We start from the raw sequence: 21,034 nt of genomic DNA on the forward strand, positions 1-21,034 counted from the left end.
CATGTTTATGGCAACACCTCCCTGCTTTAGATATTCGAATTATCACTTTGTGGGCAACCTGATGATTAAGTGGCTGTGGAAAGCAAATCAACCGCAAGCGGAGATGCTTGCGCAGTGGCAGGAAGCACTGAACATCCCACTGTTGGCTCCGCTGAATGAGCAGGAGCAGCAGCGGCTGGTTTCTGTTGCCAGTAATTTGCTGCAACAAAAGCGGCTGGTGCCATTGCAGGGGTTAGAACTAACACCGCTGATGCAAGCCCGCCTTTGTCTGCTATTCGCACTGCCAGTGATGGAACTCGGCGCCAAATGGTTAGATGGCTTTCATGAAGTCCTTATTTATCCTTCACCTTTTGTGGTTGACGACGACTGGCAAGATGATCTCGGCTTGGTGCACTCTGGTCAAACGGTACAATCGGGTCAAAGTTGGGAACAAGGGCCGATTGTCTTGAACTGGCAAGATATTCAAGATTCCTTTGATTTATCAGGCTTTAATCTGGTTATTCATGAGGCCGCACACAAGCTGGATATGCGTAATGGTGGCAATTCTAACGGGGTGCCTCCTATTGCTATGCGTGATGTAGCTGCATGGGAATATGACCTGCATCAGGCGATGGACAGTATTCAAGATGAGATAGATATGGTAGGTGTCGAGGCTGCCAGTATGGATGCGTATGCCGCCAGTGATCCGGCGGAATGTTTTGCGGTATTATCAGAGTATTTCTTCAGTGCGCCTGAACTATTAGAAAGTCGTTTTCCTGTTGTTTATCAGCATTTCTGCGCATTCTATCGTCAGGACCCACTCGCCAGATTAAAACGTTGGGAAAATGGGTTAGCGGATAATCAAAATACCGATAATATGCAGCCACTAAGTTAATTACTTATACCTTCGTTGAAGCAGTAAAGAGTCGATAGTTAATAATAAATCGCGGACTGGCCTTATTTAGCCGCTATATCCACCCTCTTTGCTCAGATGCTGAGCAGTCAATCGCAATGTACTAATTTAGCGTTGACAGTATCGGGCATGCTAGATATCATGCGCCCCGTTCACACGATTCCTCTGTAGTTCAGTCGGTAGAACGGCGGACTGTTAATCCGTATGTCACTGGTTCGAGTCCAGTCAGAGGAGCCAAATTTATGTTTTCATGCATCTTCACGAATCTTTATACGATTTAGATTCAACGAGTTAGTGTGAAAAGTCTTCCCGATGCATTTTCATTTCCCCCTCCGCATCGGGCAAGATTGGTGGTCTGATTTGGGGTCATTTCAGTTCGATCATGGAGTGACCACCATATGTCTCTGAACGACACTAAAATCCGCAGTCTCAAGCCTTCTGAAAACCTTTCAAAGTTTCCGATTCCCACGGTCTATACCTTTTAGTTAATCCAAGCGGTTCACGTCTCTGGTATCTTAAATATCGTATCAACAGAAAAGAATCTCGCCTTGGCTTAGGTGCCTATCCTGATGTATCTCTGGCTGATGCTCGTCAACAGCGTGACGGTATCCGTAAATTGCTGGCGCAGAATATCAACCCAGCGCAGCAACGTATCGCAGAGAAAGCTGCCCGCTCACCGGAAAAATCCTTCAAGTCAGTGGCATTGAGCTGGCATAAAAGTAACCGAACCTGGTCAGAGAACCACTCCGTCCGTCTGCTTGCCAGCATGAACAACCATATCTTCCCGATAATTGGACACCTTCCGGTCACCGAACTGAAAACCCGTCACTTTATCGACCTACTGAAAGGCATCGAGAAAAAAGGTCTGCTGGAAGTGGCGGCCCGTACCCGACAGCATATGTGCAACATCATGCGTCATGCGGTGCATCAGGAACTGATAGAAAACAACCCGGCGGCGAATCTGGATGGTATAACGGCACTTCCGATTAAACGCCACTACCCTGCCCTTCCGTTGGAGAAACTACCGGAACTGTTGACTCGCATCGGCGGCTACCAGCAAGGACGAGAATTAACCCGGTTGGCAGTATCGCTCACTCTGCACCTGTTTATCCGTTCCAGTGAGCTGCGTTTTGCCCGTTGGTCTGAAATCGATTTCAGAAACCGAATCTGGACCATTCCCGCCACCCGCGAAGCTATCCCCGACGTTCGCTATTCCGGGCGTGGCGCGAAAATGCGCACACCGCATATTGTGCCCCTCTCCCATCAGGCCATCACCCTTCTGACACAGATAAAGGGAATATCCGGGCATCAGGTGCTGATATTCCCCGGTGATCATAATCCATATAAGCCGATGTGCGAAAACACGGTCAACAAGGCTTTGCGCCTGATGGGTTATGACACGAAAGATGAAATCTGCGGCCACGGATTCCGTGCCATGGCCTGTAGTGCCCTGATGGAATCTGGCCTGTGGTCACAGGATGCCGTTGAACGCCAGATGAGTCATCAGGAACGCAACAGCGTACGGGCGGCTTACACCCATAAAGCAGAATATCTCGATGCCCGTAAAGCGATGATGCAGTGGTGGTCAGATTATCTGGATACGTGCCGGGAAGCCTATGTACCCCCGTATATCCAAGGGCAAAGCAATAGCATTAAGACTGAATAACGCTAGATAAGAGCCGTATCATTCCCTGCGTCCTGATTGAGGATTGTGTACTTTTACCTGTTCAGCTAACAACGCCAATAGATGGCGAAACCGCTCCTGAAGGCTTAGGAAGGTTAGTTGCGGGAAAGTTAAAACACTGTCGCGCACTCAGAACTGGCGGAAGCATTCGCTTATGCTCTAAACCAGTGGCTGGCCCTTGCGTACTATGCAGAAAATAGCTGGCTGGAAGTGGGTAATAACATCGCGGGAAATGCTCTGCGGCTGGTGAGTCTGGGGCGAAAAAACCAACTGTTCTTCGACTCAGATCACGAAGGTGATCAGGGAACGGACGGATAGGCAGTTTGTCGACTGAACGGCATAGATTCGGATCACTACCTGCACCATGTGCTGAATGACATCGCCGACTGGCTGGTGAGTTGTGACAAGGAACTGCTGGCATGGCGGGTAAAGCTATCTACGGAATCCCCCTTTCAACACGGCTGTACACTTATAAATAATCAAGTTAAGCGTGGAAAAAATTCCACTTCAGGGTAATTGCTAATTTTCAGGCTGGAATGCTTAGTCGTATGGCTAAGTGTCATATTAGCAGGCTCTATCGCCGTCAGTCCATCGCTTGATATCACTCACTTTTGGCGACCTGATGCCCGTACTCAAGATATTCTTGGTTGTGTATAGGCTGATCTTAGTTTTGTCACCATCATGGCTTTCTATCTCTATTAGCGTGTTGTTGATCAACAGTCCTTCTGAAAGAAGCTTTTGAGCAATATCACCTTCTTTACGCTCACCGTCAAACTCACTTAAAACGATGACCGGATTTCCTGAATATGCCTCATATTCCAGACACTGCCTCGCCATGTGCCTTAGGGTTCGATAAGTATCGGAGGGCCCCGTCTTGCTAATGAAACTGCCGTCTAAAGATGATTGACTGTTTTTTAAATCGCTTATGGTTATGGCGCATCCGCTAAGTGATATAGAAAATAGCATTGTAGTCAGCGCCAAGTATTTCAATTTATACTCCATTATTCTGGTAGATGCCTTACGCTGGGTTGGGATCAAAATAGTATTTTCTTTCAGGCGGATTTGTGGTTTGAGAAGTCGACAGTTACCATGAGCCCACCTTCTGCAGACGTACTTAGTAAAACACTGCTGTTGTGTTGCTGCGCAACCGCTTTGACTATTGCAAGCCCCAATCCACTCCCGCTTTGTATCTGATTGGGATCACGAAAAAATCTGTCGAACACCCGCTCCCTCAATTCAACCATGATTCCGGGCCCTGCATCTGAGATACGCAATTGAATGGATTTTTCTAACGATCGTACCTCTACTTCAACCCGCCCGCCCTCAGGACTGTACTTCACAGCATTTTCAATTAAGTTGTCGATCAGCGACATCAGGCGTTCCCTGACACCTGTAACCCAGACTTCATCATGAGAGTAGAATTCAAGCTCAATTCGGCTCTCAGCAGCTAGAGGTGCCAACTCAGCCATTCGCTCTTGTATGAGCGTCGTCAGCGGCACAGGCTCCATAACAGTGTCAATGCGCGCTTCACTATGCATCAGCAGCAGCAACTGAGTGACGAGACGAGCAGCACGGCTATTGCTACGAATAATCCCTGCAAGCAATTCCTGTTGACTAACGTTGCTTACATCGGACTGCAAAGCCTCAACATTGACTCGCATTGCAGCCAAGGGAGTACGCAACTCGTGAGCGGCATCTGCAATGAAAGTCCGTTCCCTTGGTCTACTTTTGCACAATATTTAACAACTGGGTATTGAACAAGATATATCTGGTCTCCTTGACAAAGTTTCGGAATACCAACAGATAATTAATAGTGCTGAACAGCAACGAAATGAGTCTCAGCGGAGGATTGAACTGGCTAGAAAAAATACGGCTAACAGAAGAGAGTTGGCCGAGGGGGTTTTAAACCACATACAGCAGGAGAAGAAAACAGTAGATACGGCCTTTTCTTTTCTATCTGAAACTAAAGAACACTACACAAAGTCACAGCAGGCTCTTGTCATTGATATTCTACAAGATATCGGGATCTACGGCGAGGTGGTCTTTGATCGCGAGGCATTTTATACCGGGGCCTTGAAATGTATGAACGGAGGAAAGTTCCGTTCATCACGAGAAGGAGAATCATCGGTTGATAAGCTTGCAGCCATCTTTAATGTCAACTCCGTCGAAGATTATGCCCGTTTGGTTAAAGGTGAAAGTATTCTTTCTATTCCAGACGATAAACAGAGAATGAGTAATATTTCATTGGGTGATCTGTTATGGAAACAAGAGTATTTCAATAGTGCTGGACCGCACGAACTCTTGTCTCATCTGTTTAGCTTGGATAAAATTTCCGCCTATCTCAGTGTTAAGGCTAAATTTACATATAAAGGTAAGACGGTCGAGAAGTTATCCGCTGGTCAGCGAGGCACATTTTATGTCTGTCTGAAGCTTGCGACTGATCCGTTTGGTTCACCTTTTGTATTCGATCAGCCGGAAGATGACCTTGATAACGACTTTATCATGCATCATCTAGTGCCGCTATTCCGTAAAATAAAACAGTATCGCCAAGCCATCATCGTTACTCACAATGCGAATCTTGTGGTGAACTGTGATGCCGAGCAGGTCCTAGTCGCAAGCAATAATGATGAAGTGATTAGCTACCGCTGTGGTGCGCTGGAAGACGGTGAACATGCTCATGGCAACACCATGCGTAAGGCCATATGCGACGTACTAGAAGGTGGGCATGTCGCATTTGAGCAGCGTGAGCGTAAATATGGCCTACTAAGACCAGCACTTTAATATTCTGAGGTGTGGGCAACGAAGTATGTCCGCACCTCGCTCATAGCTGACATGCGCTCCTTGCAACAGGCAGCATTGTGCCAGGAACGGACATCATTGACTGGCTATCCCTTTCTCTTAAATAATTGTAACAGTCCTTTTACTGTAACATCCAATTGACTCCCCTCGTTATACAAAGCAGGAACAACATAATTAGCCCTCTCTTCAGCTATTAACTTCTCGACTTTTTCTTGCGTAGTCTTATTATTCCATTTTTTATTGTCAAATACAGCCAAAGAAACTCCACCTTGATATCGAACCATTTTCATTGCTGGAATGTCTGTGTCTCCATCTCCAAAGTATATCATTTTTTGGAAAGGGATCTCGCGATCTTCAGGCTCAATGAATTTATTGATGGCTGCATTATCCCATGAGTTAGGAATGCCTTTATTTATTCTAAATAAAAATTGAGTCTTTGTAGTGTAATTGCTTGTGCTGGCCATGTAACGGATTTACCATCAGGAGAATAATGATATTTACATGCATAGATATCACGGAATTTACAGCCTATGGATGTCCCTCTAATCATCGCATCTAAACCACTGGAAATTATGTAATGATATAATTCCAAACCGTGTTGTTGAGCATAATCATTTATTCGCTCAAACCAGCCTTCAACACCGGGGAATAACGGGATTGATTTTCCATGTTTTTTCAAGTTGGCTTCAGTTAACTCTTGGGAACCAAGCTCACTTGCTTTCTCAGCAAGAAGTCCAAGATAAGACAATATTTCATCGCCATCATCATTCTTGGCCCGGTGTTTAACGGACTGCCAAAAAGAAGCAACATCATCAATTCCTAAAGCGGGCATAAGTCCGTGTTGGGCACAATCACCTTCTGCTAGAGTTCCATCAAAATCATAAATTAACGCACATTTCATTGGTTATACCTTCTTAACGTAACGCAAAAATATGGAATATAGTATGCAATGGTTGGAGGCAACGCAGTGATGTAAAAGATCAAAACTATATTAATGCCGATTTAAAATCGGTCAATAGAGATTTTAGCAATATGTCAAAAATTCTGCTCCACCAACTGGCTATTTCCTTTTGATTAAAACAACCAGATGTTAGTGATGCCCTAACTAATTGGACAAATAACAGTGAACTTCCGCTCCTCGCTCAAAGCCGCCTGTCAGATTTGATTGTGCACTGCCAGAAGTGGATGTTGCTCATATCATAGAGATGTGTATAGATAGTTAATAGGTTTTGATTATTTAAATTAACAGTCACTTCATTATTGGGTAACTTACACAAGTATGACCATTACTCATAGCATACATTTGATTTCCTTTAAGGTTGATAAATGGAAATGTCGTAAATTCATAATTTATAGAAGTCATATTGAATGTAAGAAACTTATCGCTAAGATTTAATTTTGTTGAATGACCAGGATAAGTTCCTTCATTTTTTATTGTAATAATAAAACCGATAGGAAAAAAATGTAGTACACAAATAAATGCCACATGCCCTTTATTCATAAACGCTACACTTTGAGCTGATATGTACATCCTGTGCGGATAAAACCAGTAGTAAATATCATGCGTGTCCTCAAAGCTTGATTCTTTGCCTAAAACATAATCCTTTAAAGGTGTATAAAAGGGACTATCTACGGATTCTTTTTTACAATCTTCAACTGAAGTAGCTGATAGTACGTGTCCAATCATAGCCTTAGTAAAAGATATACTATCAAAGGGTACTCTAATAAATGGATATACCTTCGTTCCAGTCATGTATTTATTCAACTGATCTTTAAAGGACTTTGTGACTTGTTCAATTGCTATATCGAGCCCACCTAAAACGTTATTATTACAGTGGCTACAAATAGTTTTGAAGTATGAACCATTTTTAGCATTTAATGGTTTTATTGGTTCCTGCGTGTTAAAAAACTCGCTAACTGTTTTCTGAAGAACAGGCCCTAATGTTATAGCACACTTTGGTGGAACGTGGTCTTTTGTAAGTAAATCGTATTTTCCACAAATGTTGCAATAACCTTTGGCAATCCCATTATGCTTCCATCTTTCGCTAATTTTTGTCATGTCTCTCCCTTTAAGCTAATAAGCTATCGATGCTATGTCAAATACCATCAAAGGAACATCTTAACTTCTGGCTGGCCATCATGTTGTGAACACGGCTCAATTATTTCCCTAAATGATATAATAAACTTCCCGGCACGGCAGTCCGCTTCTCGCTCATTGTAGACCTTACTTGTTCTTAAACCTGGCCGCTCCGTGCCAGTAGCGGATGTTGCCAAGTCCGCACTGCATTAATTAGAGGAGAGCAGGTCAAACCTTCCACGTTGAGGTACGATACATTCCGACGAATAAAACCTCCGCACATTAAACCTCAGGAACAATAACAAAATGCAATGTGGCTTCACTTTTTATCGACTTGATATCCTTTTTCAAACTTGCCGGATTTTGTATAAAATGATCGGGATCGTACACAAAAAATATAATATCTTTGCAAGCAGAATATGCTTGATAACGATGGAGATCAGAAATAATTTGGTCCGCTAACTTACCGTCTCTTAATTCCTTCCTTGTCTTTTTGACTTCTATCGCAATACTTTGATCACGGATCAAAAAATCCACTCTTGAATTTGATCCTAAATAATAGGGAATGGCACTCTCTTTAATTACATCTTCGAAGTTTAATGCCAGTATTGCACGCAGCAAATCCTGAACATCGTACTCATCGTTGATTACATAACCGGGGCGATTATCATATCTGTTGTTTAATGCCAATCGAAATGCATTAAACTTTCTCAGTGTTAACTTTAACTTTTCGACATCACTTAGTTCTCTTTCTTCAAGCGGAAGAGATAGCATATCAAAGTATGTGCCTACAATTTTATCTTCAAAGTCATTTTCATGTTTTGATTTGGTGCTAAAGTGAAGATAAAGAAAAGAAGAAAGCAAGAATACCTGAATTAGAGAGAAAATCATCACACCAAATTGAGATATACTAACTCGGTATGTAAAATCATAGCGATACATAGTAAAGTTGTTATGACTTGTATGTATGCTCTCCCCCATGGGTACAAGATGCCCATGGACATGCACGGAAGTCGCATTGTAACGCCCAGGGAGGAATGCATAAAAGTCGCTAGGCTTTGTTTTGGACTCACCGGAATTATATTTATTAAGTATATCAAAAGTGTTAGTATTGATGGACTGGTAATCTTTGTCCATCATCGCTTCTATAATGGTTGAGTTTGTGAGATCATATGGCTGAAAATAGTCTGCTATGAAAACATAGTAGCTAACTCCAATAGTGAGAATCGAAACTAAGATGCTCAGCTTACTAATGAGAATAACCTTTCGTAAGAGCAGGATTGCTCTGGAATACTCCCTTACTTCATTGAATTTATAATCCATTTTTCCCTTCAACGTCAGCATGTCTTTTGACGATTTTTATCATAGCTATTTTGTCAGGTCACCTTAAATACTATGCAGTTGACCTACACCCCATTGTTTCATACATTTCGATAAGTGTAAGCTTTTGAAACTTCTGCCCTTAGGTCGTTGCCGACTGTAAGGTTGAATCTTGTTTTAACAGAGAACACTGCCAGATAAAGTCTGAGGCAATATATATAAAGGGCGAAACGGGCTCTTTGCCGCCCGCCCTGCAGCCTGAGAATTTTCCTGGCATCAAGCACCAGGAAAATTCTCAGGGGGGAATTATACCCCCTGAAACAAGCTTTACTCTGCCCACTTACCTATAAGATTAAAGCCACATTATTTTGTGGCTTCTTTCCCTCTTCCCTCAGGCTTTATCCATCAAATAACGATGCGCTTTGGATGCCGCGCTGGCGGCCTTGAAAATATAGCGTTTGTCGTTCTTCAGTGCTTTCAGCCAGGAAGCGATATAGCTTTCATGCTGAACCTCTCCGACAATCCCCAAGTCCGCCATCAGGAACGCGCTTCCCAGTTCGGCGATCAACTCCTCAAAAGCATAATCCTCACTGCCAAACTTCCCTTTCATTTCTCGGTTCAGCCGACTTTTTGCCCCGCTCCAGTGAACCAGCTCATGCAGGCCCGTAGCGTAGAAATTGGCCGCGTCGGCAAAAAGATACCGTTCCGGTAAGCGGATTTCGTCAGTTGATGGTGCAAAAAAGGCATTCTGTCCCTTCTCGATGATGGTTGCACCACTGTTACGGAAAAGCGCTTCCGCACGCGGTAAGGGCTCAAAAGTCTCTGCCGGGCAAACTACTTCGTCACTCAGATGCAAACCATCAATTTGCTCAACATTAAACACGGTGAACGTCTTCAGCATCGGGATAAAGTCAGTTTCTCCGTCGTCATTTTCCTTTTCCAGTGTGGTATAGAAAATGGCGGTAGTACCATGTTCCCCTTTACGCACCTGCCCGCCTTCCGCTTGCGCCTGTTTGTAAGTCATCCAGCGTGAATCATTGAATCCCTGTTCTGACGCACAGCTCCACAACAACATGATATTCATCCCGCTGTATGCAGCGCCAGTCGCATAATTTGAAGGTAATCCTGACATGCCCGGTACGCGCTGCCACGGGCAAGACCACGGCTTAACACCGGCTTCCAGTGCCGCAATGATACTGTCAGTAACTGCCTGATAAATATCGGTTCTATTTTTGGAAAATTTCGTTTTTGAGGAGCCTGACTGCTCCAGCGGGGATACGCTGGTCGCCGCTGAGGTGTTAGGGGCGCCAGTCTGGGTATGCAGGGAAATCGTCATGGTTTTTTCTCCGTCAGTGGTGTGATTTTCGTCTTTGTATCGCCTGACGGTTCGCTTTCCCGGCATCGTTCCGCCCAGCAAGGGCGCAGAATGCGTGCCATTTACCCTTGCGGGACGGGTTGTGCTGGGAAACGATTAACCGGAAGCTGATACGGGAACGGAAATCACGCGGGAGAAAAAATCTGACTCTGTATAGCCAGGCGTAGCACCCCTTAGGCTGTAGCAGTGAAATGTGTTTGGGGTTTAAATAGCGGTATTAACTCAGACCTTCTTTGGCAGTATGACCTTATCCCCTAAAATTTACTCAATTAGTCACAAATCCACTATTGATGGGTAAGATCACTTGCATATCGCGAATGTAAAATGTGATGAATGTCAATAAGATGTATAATGTGTCCAAGAGTTGATAAAACAGCCCCCCAATAAACAAAAAATGCCGTACTATCTCTGACAGAAGCAAGAAAACTCAGGCGCAGCTTTACTTTCTGCTGGAATATTTGTGCTATCCAACACGAAGCATTTTGTAACTATGAATTCAATCTTATATCTTGAACGTAATTTTACGCACGGTGACAGGACGTACACAGAGACAGAGTTGCTGGCTGAATCAACGCACATTGTTGTGTTAGCAGAACCCGGCGGCGGGAAAACAGAGCTGATGAAAAGTATCGCTCTGAAATTGAACACCCCTGCCTTAAATGCCAGCGTTTTTGCTTATGTTGGAGCAGATAAAGAAAATAGCTCACTGATAATTGACGCCGTTGATGAAGTCGCCAGAATCGATCAATCAGGTATCCATAAACTCCTTGCGCTCGCCAGAACATCAAAGCCAAATCGCGTAATCATGTCGAGCAGGTCAAGCGAATGGGGATTGGCTTCCACCAGTATTTTTGAAAAATTTCTTGGTGTCTCCCCTATGATTGTGAGACTGAGAGAATTCGATCAAGACGAACAACACGCCATATTTAAGCACCATGCGCCAGCAGAAGACTTCTTTGCATTCCAGACCGAAGTAACACGGTTTAGTTTAGAAATGTTGTTACCAAACCCTCAGTTTCTGAAAATGTTCACCGATGCCTACTTAGAAAGTGACAGGCGATTTGCTGACAAGCGTTCAATCTTTGCTTTAGCGGTCGAACGACTGGCTAAGGAAATCAACCCAGATATTCCGAAAGCGTCTATATCTCTTTCAGTTTCACAGAAGATCGCATTTTCTGCCGAGGTTTATGCCAAACTTCTGTTGTCGGGCGCAGAGGGAGTCAGCACCATCGACATGACTGCAAGCCGGATGTATCCCATGCTGCCAGCGTTATTTAGCGGCAGTACTGCCTGTTACGACATATTGTCAACTCAGCTTTTCAAACCCGGCGATAAGGAAGACCAGCACCGCCCGGTTCACAAGATCGTCACTGAATACTGCGCAGCGGATTATCTTATTAAACGAATAGCAGACCCAGGGGATGCTCTCAGTTTAACAAAGTGCTTACCTGTCATTGCACCGAATGGTACTGCCAGGGATGAGTTGAGAGGTCTGCTCGGATGGATGGCGGCATTAGGCAACAAGTCAGTACAGGAATCCATTATTGAGCTTGACGCCTATGCGGTTCTCGCAAACGGCGATCCATCACAGCTTGAACGCTCATCGAAACGAAAACTTCTTCATCGACTCAAAGAGATTGAAGCCGCAGACCCTTACTTTCGTCGGAGCGATTTCTGGCGCCGGTTCAGCGCGGCTGGTTTTTTCACGCAAGATGTTATTGAAGGAATAAAACCTCTTTTAACGATGGGTAATGATGGTCATTTACGTGATTTAATTTTAGAACTTCTGACAGACTCACCGGTAAACAGTCAGTTGACGCCTGAATTAAGTCTGCTTACCTTAAATCCCAATGAGTCTAAACACATTCGTACCTTAGCAAGCAAATGCTTACTCAATGTCAAAGAGTACGATTTCATTGACGCTTTAGCCGTTTTAATTTTTGAAGCCAATAATATTTCACTCAATATTGCAGCTAACATCATCGAAGTTACAGGACCAGAGAAATTTGATCACAAATATCTCTCTGGATTCTTACGCGTCTGTGCGAACCTCTATCCCGATCACAAAGAACAATTTGAAAGGGTCATTGGCTCTCGTTATTTTATTAAAAAGCTTATTTCCTGTTTTTCACAGCATACTCTTGAACTTCTTTTAGACGAATTAACCCATAATCTTCATTGCCATTGTGGGAAAAGATCCTATGAGTGTGATTGCCGCAATGGAATAAGCAAGATCGTCGGTTCAATGGTTGATCGCTATTTTGAATTAGCTCAAGCGCCGTTTGACCCTGTGAGGATCTGGCAATGGATAGGTAATCTCAATTTTCATCGCCAATGCCAAGCCGATCAAAGCAAGTCGGTACAGGAGCTTCGGGAAAATGACACACTTCGTCAGGAGATCATTGCCCATGTGTTCGGGCCACTAACGGATCGTAATGAAATATTCAACACAAGATTAGAAAAGTTCGACGGACACCTGCACTCACACTCTGGCCTTCATTTATGGAGGAATGACTATAAATTTGTCCTAAATCTGGCGTTTAAAATAGATAATGTCGACCTGTGGGCGAGTTTTCTTACCAGCCACCAACGCTACAGAAATAAGGAAGAGCAAGGTCCCGATGATTTACGGACGCAAATGCGTCAGCACGCCCTTTCCAAACCCGCATTTATGCGCGAATGGGCCAGATACAACAATGCGATGCAATTATCCGCGCAGGATCATCAGGTCTGGAGATTTAGACATAGCCGAAGCAGGAAACGTCATGACAGAAAGCAGCAAGAGATCCATGCCAAAAACATAAAATTTGTTAATGAAAACAGAGATATTATAGAGCGCGGTCGTCACTGGGGTTGTCTGGTGCGTTTTGCAGAACTCGTGCTCATGAATCCGGAAAAAATTGAATCTGATTTTGGTGACGAGAAACTGGTTCGGACTGCGTTGCGAAATTGTCTGGATTTTATTACCCCCGAGGTTCCCACACTTCACGAACTAGCGCCCCTGCAATGCGAATCAAAATGCAGACATTCTGTGGTGATTTTATATGCAGCTTGTCTGGAGATTCTACGTGCAGAAGGCAATCTTGAATGTGTCAATATTGAGTTACTTACAGCCTTAAGAACTAACATTCACATGGGATATGTAACGGTCAACTAAAACCGGACACGGATTTAGGCACATTGCTGTAGTCGGCGTTCATATTCATCCGGCGATATATTTCCCAGCCGATAATGCCGCCTTTTCAGATTATAAAAACTGTCAATATAATCGATAACATCAGCGATACCCTGACTTCGGGTTTCATAACGACGATAGTTAACCCTCTCAGCTTTCAGGCTGCGGAAAAACCTTTCCGTAACAGCATTATCCAGGCAGTTACCTTTTCGGCTCATGCTACCTGTAACATCCAGCTCCTGCTGGCAGCATTGGAACTGCGCGCTGGTATATTGCGACCCTTGATCGCTATGGAACACCACAGACCCTGTGGGTCGTCGTTTATTGACCGCCAGCCTTAAGGCCCGGACAGTCAAGTCGCTGTCCGGTTTATCTGAGAAGGCCCAACTCACTATTTTTCTTGAACATAAGTCCATCACGATAGCCAGATATAACCAGCCCTGAGCGGTACGCAGATAGGTAATATCACCTGACCACCAGGTATTCAATGTCTCTGGATTAAACTGCCGGTTCAACAGATTAGCGGCCACGACAGCGGGTTTTCCACCGCGTGGATAGCGATGACGCCCGGGCCGTTTAGCTACCAGTAATAAGTTTTTCATTATCTGCCGAACGCGGTATCTGCCCACGTTAAAACCTTGTTCCCGTAACTCGATGCACATGCGCCGGCTGCCATATGTGGCATCCATTTCAGCGTGAACATGCTTAGCCGCCGCGTGCAACATCAGAACATCGGGCTTGATCATTAGCCGACGACTACGGGCATAAAATACGCTGCGCGTGAGCGATAAGCAGCGGCATACCTGTTGGATATTTGCACCGACCTTCTTCAGTTTCACCGCGACTTTTTGTCGTTGTTCATTTCCATGGCGAAGAAGGCCGAAGCCTTTTTTAACAGGTCATTGTCGCTCTGCAACTGCCGTACCTGCTTTTCAAGTTCTTGTATTCGCCGTTGTTCCGGTGTTATAGCACTGGCTATCGGTGTATTTCCGCGGATCTCTCCGCGATACTGCCTTAGCCAGCGTTGTAAGGTTGAAAGGCCAATATTCATTGTTTCAGCGGCCTGAGTCACCGGGTACTTATGTTGAAGAACCAGATTGATGCACTCTTGTTTAAACTCATGAGTAAATGATTTTTTTCGCATTCTCACCTCGTTAGTGTTGCTCATTATATCTCTAACAAAGTGTCCGGAATGATTAGACCACTACAACCCTGCCACTCCGGTTTATTCGGCATGCCCGCGTCGTCTAACACTCTATAAAATGAACTTCATAAAACTATAAATAAAAGGCTGATTATTATAATGAAGCCACTTTAGGCATTGGTTTTGCGTTCAAATACCTAAAGTGTTACTGAAAATAATTCTTTATTGTCTTCTGTTCATTTCACTGCTTGCCAAAATAAAAGGACCAATACCTTTATTGTCGTTGGTAACCTTTTTCTGAGTACCTAGGTTCTCTTTCAGGATGAGAACATGCGCGAATGGCATCAAATCGCCTTAATAACTTTATGCCGAAATGGTTAATAAAAATCACTACTGTTAAGCGTCAGCCAGCACATTGAGATGGTTTTACAACTACCAAATTAAAAAAGCCCACTTAAGCAACCTCAAGTGAGCTTTTTACTATTTAATCTGCTAATAAGCCCTACAATTCCAGGCTTACACAACCCTCCCCCTATTTACGATTAAGGATACGGAGAAAATCCTGTTTATTTGAGATTAATGAGAGCGCATTGGCAATAATTTCATCACTAAAAATCGAGGCTACATCTTTTAACACATCAATATGCTCCTTTTCTTTAGCAATAACCCCAATGGCAATAAACATAACATTACTTCTATCCCAGATGACACCATCAGGGAATTGAAAAATCTCAACACCGGTTTTAACAATGATATTTGTGGCTGATTTAGGCAGATGAGGTAAGGTAATACCATTCCCTAAGAATGTAGAGACTTGTTGTTCTCTTTCATTAAGAAAAGAGATACAGTCTTGGTTAATATAACCTTTTAATTTAAACTCTTTTCCTATCATTGCTAAAACTTCAGCTTTATTTTTTGCATGACATCCTAAGTGTAGGTTATCAACGGTAATATTATCTATCATTATCTGTCCCCTTTGCGATATGATCTTTTTTATCTCATATAAAAATTATGTTATTAATTACCGGCAGACAGTTCTTCTTCAAGTTGTTCTAATGATTTATTGGATGTTTCTGGTAAGGCGGTAATCACAAAGATAATCGCCAGATAGTTGATAAGAGCAAAAATCAAGAAGACCGGACCCAAGCCAAGTTTCGCCTGAAGCACGGGGAACAAGTAACTCACAATGGCATTCATGATCCACATGAAAAATACTGAGATCCCCATAGATAGGCCACGAATCTTTAATGGGAACAGTTCTGCTAATACGACCCAAGTCAGAAAGCCCATCGTACCCTGCATGACCCCGACAAACAGTGCACCCAGCAACCAAATAACAGTTGCCTTTATTTCACCAACCAGATAATAATCCGCACCAGCAATAATCAAGTGCAGCGTTGCCATCAGGGCAAAACCATACACAATCAGTGTTTTCCGTTTAAAACGATCAACCAGGAACATAACCCCAATAACCATCCCCCCGACAGAAAAAACGCCATTTAACACGTTACAGATTAGCGACATTCTTTCCGAGAATCCGGCAGTTTTTAATATTTCCGTACCATAATACATAATGACGTTAACACCGGTAGTTTGCTGTAAAGCTGCCCAGGCAATACCTACCAAAATTAATTTTAAGATCCATGGTGTTTGAAAAATAATAGCCAAATCATTTTTAGCATACAATTTCTTTTCTTTTTCGATATCAATCAACGTTACGATATCATTAAACTCTTTAATAGCCCGTGGCTCAGGGCGAATTTGTTTTAAAATTACTAATGCCTCTTCCCGCCTATTTTTACTGATCAACCAACGGGGGCTTTCTGGCGAACGCCACATTCCCACTAACAAGCAAATAGCAGGGATAGTTTGAACCAATAGCATATAACGCCAGACCTCAGGTAGATGGCCCCAGGCAATACCAATTACCGCATTTACTGCAAATGCTGCTAATTGTCCAATAACAATGGCAACTTCATTCAACCCGGTAAGTTTGCCCCGCATTTCTGTCGGTGCAACCTCGGATATAAATGTAGGTGCAGTAACCGATGCCCCGCCTACCGCGTAACCAAGCAAAAATCTGGCAATTAAAAGAGTGGTGATATTAGGTGATAATGCACACAATAACGCACCAAAGAAAAAAACGAAGGAGAGATAGAGCAGGTATTTTCTTCGACCAAAAAAGTCAGCCAATTTTCCGCCAAAAACACTACCAATGGCGGCACCGACCAACAGTACACTCATTACCAGGCCCACAGTCGTCGGCGTCAGGGCCATATTTTCTTTCAATGAAGAAAATGCACCATTAATAACACCGGTATCATAACCAAAGAGCAAGCCACCAAATGTAGCGACTAATGTTATTTGATGTAATCGTTTTCTCTGTTGTGCATTGAGATTCATCATTAACGACATATCATTACCTTTTTATTTGATTATCCATTTAATGTCAAAAAGGGTTTCAAAAAACAAAAGTAACTCCTTCTCCACCTTAAAACATGGAGGTGATGAAGAACTTTTTGACACTCTGATTTATTAATAAGATAAATGCAGTTATTGAAGACAAATAAGCTTTATTCCAGAGTGCGATATTATATGATTCTTGCTACGGTTTTTATTTTGCATGATCCTTTTGCGCTCCCAATTTTTAAAATGTACCGATTACCATGGTGGTACTGGTAATACGTTATATTTTGCTACCCCGCCTCAACCGACGTCCCAGCCCCTCATTCTGCTGACAGCACAAACAAAGGTTGCGGCCTGAAACCAACCGACGGCTTGGCTGCAATAACCACCACCAATCAATCCAACACTGACTTCTTTCATCTATATCCTCCTGACGAGACAAAAATAGACTATCAATGAATGCTCGCTAGCGGTTTCTGGCGATCCTCAACTGGCGTTATCACTGATAAGTATGTTAACTCACTGTGACACAACATATCATTTTGATTGAAATTAAAATTCTATATCGATCACAACATGGCATTATAATTTCATTTTTGGTGAGGGGAATTTCAGGTAATACAGGTATCTCATCATCAAACACACAATTATCTAACTGATATATAAGTAATATTATACTTAGAATAGATGACGGCACTGATGCGTTATTCACGCTATAATTACAAAAAAATTTACAATTTTGTGACTTAGATAACTATATTATTTCAAAAGCAGCCATCAATAGAATAAAATATTTCATTTATTTTTGACGACTCTAAGTATCAATTTTGGGTGTGATGTTGGTCTGAGTCTGGATTTGTGGCGGGGTTGCGGGCGTCAAAAAAGAAAAGTGATCAAGATAATTGATGAGAAAGCCCCGTATAGCTAAGGTTGGGCGGGGCTTTCGCTATTTGATAGTCTGTTCTGTGAGCTGTTTTCTTTTACAGTGCATAAAAAATCAATACGGCAATACCACCGAATAATATCCATTTAATCAAATAATAGATCCTACGATTCCAGGCTTTCAACCGTTTCCCCACCTTGCGCACTGCATAGATGTATTTAAACATACGATTGACACCACCGGTACGATCCCCCTCTTCGTTGGGGGCTGTGGCTGCACTCATTAAATTGCGCCCCAACCAGTGGTTAATCCATTGCGCCCAGCGGTAACGCATTGGCCGCTCAATATCACAAAACAGGATCAGCCTATTCTGCCCACTCTGATTCTCGGCATAATGAATATAAGTTTCATCAAATAAAATGCCTTCACCGTCACGCCAACTGTAAGTGGTGCCATCAACATCAATAAAACAGCGGTCATCATTCGGGGTGATTAAACCAAGGTGATAACGTAAAGAACCGGCATAAGGATCACGATGCCGAGGCAGGCGGCTACCGTGCGGTAATTCAGCAAACATCGCTGCCTTTACCGAAGGTAATCCGCGTAATAACGAGGTGGTATAAGGGCAAAGTGTCATCGCCGAGGGATGGCTATCTTCATACCATTTCAGATAAAAACGTTTCCAGCCAGTTTTAAAAAACGAATTAAAACCCGCATCATTATATTTATCCGATGCTTTGATTTGCTGGATTTCCATCAGCGCCTTACCTTCATCCCTGATTTGCTGCCAGTTTTCACGCAGCACGGTCAATTCAGGGAAGAGATCCTGCTTTAAATAGGGCGTGGTGGGTACCCGTGAAAACAGATACATAAACACATTGATTGGTGAAACAAATGTCGAATGATCTGAGACCTGACGCCAGAACTTGTAGCGAACTTTGCCACGAAAATGCACATAGACTACACATAAGATAAAAGCGAATAGCACTATATATTTCATGATGTCCTATCAAATAAATATGGTTGATAGTCAAATATTTAGTCTATATTGATTGAAATTTCCAACTTAAAAAAATAAAAAGTTATTACAACAAGTGACTAGCCCCAACTTAGTAAGCAATAAATGTTTGAATATCACTGTCATTAACAGTGAAACATCCCGTAAAAATGCGGCCTGCTGGGAAGTCACTGCTGAGATCGCGTAATAGCTGCAACTCAAAACGCCCTGATGCCATGGAATAACTCAGGAAACGGGCCTCCAGGAAGTCAAAATAACGCCCTAGCTGTGGATACACCGCTTTAAATAGACTCTCTTTGGCTGAAAAAGCCAATGTCAGTAAATGGTTGAATACTAATGGGCCTTCCTGAAGATCGCGGTACTCCTGCTCACTAAGGATTCCGGGCCATAGATCATTCGCCCTTTCAACTGCAATCAGGCTTTCAATATCTAGCCCAACACCGTGGACATGGGCACTTTGATCAGAATACTCTGTAGCCGGCGTTATAATTTGCGCAGTGCACAGAGCACGTTGGTTGTTATGACTGATGCTGCCAATCAAACCGGCGGGCCATAGTGGCGCGCGATCTAGCCCATTCGCTAACGGATAATTGCGTACTTCAAGCATATTCAGCACTTGTCGGGCGACAAAACGGCCCGCCAGGTATTCGGCACGCCGTTTTGCCACTGCTTTTTGTAAACTGCCGGGAAAGGCAATGCCATAAGCAGCAAACAGCTCATCCCGGTATTCATTGACATCAAAATCACATTTTGCCAACAGGCCGTGAAACAATGGTTGGCCATTTAAACCGCTGGCTGGCAATGCGGCAAAGGTAAAGTTACGAATAAATACCGACGTCACGCGTTATCCTAATCATCTGGATTCATAGGCCTTTATAATAGTAGTTAACCCACAGCACCACAATATCCGAACCTATCCCGATGGCTAAAACACATCAGTGAAAGCAAGTTGCTACCAAAAGCCAAAACACCAATCCCATCAACAAATAACCCAATACGACTTAATTCATTATGAAATGTCACTTCACAATTATTGAAACGCAGTTCCTGACGTTTCTTTTTCTGTGACAATGGTCAATTTAAAAGAAAAAGTAAACAGCTAGGTTAATTACCAGAGGGATAAAGGAATAACCTTTTTTTATATATTGATATATCCGTCAGGTTACAGGTTACAGATACGCACCTGCTGCTTGAATTCTATTGGGTATATACCTATCCCATTATTAAAAATAATCCATTTTATCTTTTGTATAGCGACTTCTGGAGAACACTGAATGAAATTCCCAAAGCCTTTTCCCACACTGTGCCTGGCTATTTCTGCCATATTATTTAGTCAAATGGCCTCTGCTCAACAAATTAAAGCTGCCGATGTTCATCCCAAAGATTATCCTAATGTTGTTGCTGTTAAAAATATGGGTGACAAACTAAAGACCGCAACGGATGGTCGCCTGGAAATTAAAACATTCCCAGGTGGCGTCTTAGGTGATGAAAAGCAAATGATAGAACAGGCTCAAATGGGAGCAATTGATATTATTCGTGTTTCTATGACCCCTGTTGCCTCTATTCTGCCGGAGATCAGTGTCTTTACCCTGCCCTATATGTTCCGCGACGAAGACCATTTACATAAAGTTATTGATGGTCAAATCGGCCAAGAAATCGGTGATAAAATCACTAACAATAAGAACTCAAAATTGGTATTTCTCGGCTGGATGGATGCGGGTACCCGTAATCTGATTACCAAAGAACCGGTGGTTAAACCAGAAGATCTCAAAGGTATGAAAATCCGCGTTCAGGGCAGCCCGATTGCACTGGCTACCCTTAAGGCCATGGGTGCCAACTCACTCAGTATGGGTGTAAGCGAGGTATTCAGCGGGATGCAAACCGGGGTGATTGATGGTACCGAAAATAACGAACCGACCTTTATCGCCCACAATTATCTGCCGGTTGTCAAAAACTATACCCTGAGCGGCCATTTTATTATTCCTGAGCTGTTCCTTTATTCCAAAACCAAATGGGATAAATTATCTGCTGAAGATCAACAAACTATTCTGAAATTGGCCAAAGAAGCACAGGCTGAGCAGCGCGTATTATGGCAAGCCTATGTGCAGCAATCCCATGACAAAATGAAAGCCGGTGGCGTGCAATATCATGAAATGGACCATGACTATTATTATAAAGCCACTCAACCCGTTCGTGATGAATTCGGTAAGGATCATCAAGAACTGATCAAGCAGATTGCAGCCGTGCAATAACATCTTTCC

At 43.2% G+C, this 21,034-nt stretch carries 15 protein-coding genes, 1 tRNA gene and 4 pseudogenes; 7 read left to right on the top strand and 13 right to left on the bottom strand.

Features of this window, described 5'->3' with window-relative positions:
• Positions 1 to 61: 61 nt before the first annotated feature.
• The 4 genes and pseudogenes from mtfA to V1955_RS13625 all read left to right on the top strand — a co-directional run.
• Positions 62 to 874, top strand: coding sequence for a DgsA anti-repressor MtfA (mtfA, locus tag V1955_RS13610; protein WP_083159203.1), 813 nt, complete (start codon positions 62 to 64; stop codon positions 872 to 874).
• Positions 875 to 1,053: 179 nt separating this feature from the next.
• A tRNA-Asn gene (locus V1955_RS13615) sits at positions 1,054 to 1,129 on the top strand.
• 161 nt (positions 1,130 to 1,290) lie between these two features.
• Positions 1,291 to 2,558: pseudogene (locus V1955_RS13620) on the top strand (tyrosine-type recombinase/integrase).
• Between the two features lie 124 nt (positions 2,559 to 2,682).
• Positions 2,683 to 3,020: pseudogene (locus tag V1955_RS13625) on the top strand (IS66 family transposase); the annotation flags it as partial.
• Between the two features lie 120 nt (positions 3,021 to 3,140).
• On the opposite strand, the gene V1955_RS13630 reads toward V1955_RS13625, so the two are convergent.
• Positions 3,141 to 3,578, bottom strand: coding sequence for a hypothetical protein (locus tag V1955_RS13630; protein ID WP_442821039.1), 438 nt, complete (start codon positions 3,576 to 3,578; stop codon positions 3,141 to 3,143).
• A gap of 50 nt (positions 3,579 to 3,628) precedes the next feature.
• Positions 3,629 to 4,306, bottom strand: a pseudogene (locus V1955_RS13635) (sensor histidine kinase); the annotation flags it as partial.
• A 19-nt stretch (positions 4,307 to 4,325) separates the two neighbouring features.
• Between V1955_RS13635 and V1955_RS13640 the strand changes: the two are divergent.
• Positions 4,326 to 5,357 (top strand): annotated as a pseudogene (locus tag V1955_RS13640) (TrlF family AAA-like ATPase); the annotation flags it as partial.
• 104 nt (positions 5,358 to 5,461) lie between these two features.
• Here the strand turns inward: V1955_RS13640 and V1955_RS13645 are convergent.
• From V1955_RS13645 to V1955_RS13665, 5 genes are all read right to left on the bottom strand, one after another.
• On the bottom strand, positions 5,462 to 5,839 hold the full coding sequence (locus V1955_RS13645) for a hypothetical protein (protein ID WP_442821040.1): 378 nt from the start codon (positions 5,837 to 5,839) through the stop codon (positions 5,462 to 5,464).
• Positions 5,788 to 6,276, bottom strand: coding sequence for a hypothetical protein (locus V1955_RS13650; protein WP_442821041.1), 489 nt, complete (start codon positions 6,274 to 6,276; stop codon positions 5,788 to 5,790). The genes V1955_RS13645 and V1955_RS13650 overlap by 52 nt, the downstream gene beginning before the upstream one ends.
• 348 nt (positions 6,277 to 6,624) lie before the next feature.
• Complete coding sequence (locus tag V1955_RS13655) at positions 6,625 to 7,434, bottom strand: chaperonin (protein WP_442821042.1); 810 nt, start codon at positions 7,432 to 7,434, stop codon at positions 6,625 to 6,627.
• 300 nt (positions 7,435 to 7,734) lie between these two features.
• Positions 7,735 to 8,775: a hypothetical protein gene (locus tag V1955_RS13660; protein WP_442821043.1), complete on the bottom strand. Its 1,041-nt coding sequence runs from the start codon at positions 8,773 to 8,775 to the stop codon at positions 7,735 to 7,737.
• A gap of 388 nt (positions 8,776 to 9,163) precedes the next feature.
• A complete protein-coding gene (locus V1955_RS13665; RefSeq protein ID WP_442821044.1) occupies positions 9,164 to 10,108 on the bottom strand; it encodes an ArdC family protein in 945 nt (314 codons plus the stop codon).
• Between the two features lie 529 nt (positions 10,109 to 10,637).
• Between V1955_RS13665 and V1955_RS13670 the strand changes: the two genes are divergently transcribed.
• A complete protein-coding gene (locus V1955_RS13670; protein WP_442821045.1) occupies positions 10,638 to 13,304 on the top strand; it encodes an NACHT domain-containing protein in 2,667 nt (888 codons plus the stop codon).
• Between the two features lie 14 nt (positions 13,305 to 13,318).
• On the opposite strand, the gene V1955_RS13675 is transcribed toward V1955_RS13670, so the two are convergent.
• The 6 genes from V1955_RS13675 to V1955_RS13700 form a co-directional block, all read right to left on the bottom strand.
• Positions 13,319 to 14,161, bottom strand: a complete 843-nt coding sequence (locus tag V1955_RS13675) for an IS3 family transposase (RefSeq protein WP_342222724.1) — start codon at positions 14,159 to 14,161, stop codon at positions 13,319 to 13,321.
• The gene (locus V1955_RS13680) at positions 14,158 to 14,466 is read right to left on the bottom strand and encodes a transposase (protein WP_050136220.1); all 309 of its coding nucleotides are present in this window, start codon (positions 14,464 to 14,466) and stop codon (positions 14,158 to 14,160) included. The genes V1955_RS13675 and V1955_RS13680 overlap by 4 nt, the downstream gene beginning before the upstream one ends.
• Positions 14,467 to 14,998: 532 nt before the next feature.
• Positions 14,999 to 15,430 (bottom strand): PTS sugar transporter subunit IIA, encoded by a 432-nt coding sequence (locus V1955_RS13685; RefSeq protein ID WP_372558574.1) that lies wholly within the window; start codon positions 15,428 to 15,430, stop codon positions 14,999 to 15,001.
• Positions 15,431 to 15,483: 53 nt separating this feature from the next.
• Positions 15,484 to 16,881: a sugar porter family MFS transporter gene (locus V1955_RS13690; RefSeq protein ID WP_083159207.1), complete on the bottom strand. Its 1,398-nt coding sequence runs from the start codon at positions 16,879 to 16,881 to the stop codon at positions 15,484 to 15,486.
• 971 nt (positions 16,882 to 17,852) lie between these two features.
• Entirely contained in the window at positions 17,853 to 18,755 is a 903-nt protein-coding gene (gene lpxO / locus V1955_RS13695; RefSeq protein WP_442821046.1) for a lipid A hydroxylase LpxO, read from the bottom strand.
• Positions 18,756 to 18,864: 109 nt separating this feature from the next.
• Positions 18,865 to 19,614 (bottom strand): 4'-phosphopantetheinyl transferase family protein, encoded by a 750-nt coding sequence (locus V1955_RS13700; protein ID WP_083159209.1) that lies wholly within the window; start codon positions 19,612 to 19,614, stop codon positions 18,865 to 18,867.
• A 433-nt stretch (positions 19,615 to 20,047) separates the two neighbouring features.
• Between V1955_RS13700 and V1955_RS13705 the strand changes: the two genes are divergently transcribed.
• Positions 20,048 to 21,025, top strand: coding sequence for a TRAP transporter substrate-binding protein (locus V1955_RS13705; protein ID WP_442821047.1), 978 nt, complete (start codon positions 20,048 to 20,050; stop codon positions 21,023 to 21,025).
• Positions 21,026 to 21,034 lie beyond the last annotated feature (9 nt).

The organism is Yersinia sp. 2545 StPb PI (assembly GCF_052217125.1).
Lineage (GTDB): Bacteria > Pseudomonadota > Gammaproteobacteria > Enterobacterales > Enterobacteriaceae > Yersinia > Yersinia enterocolitica_E.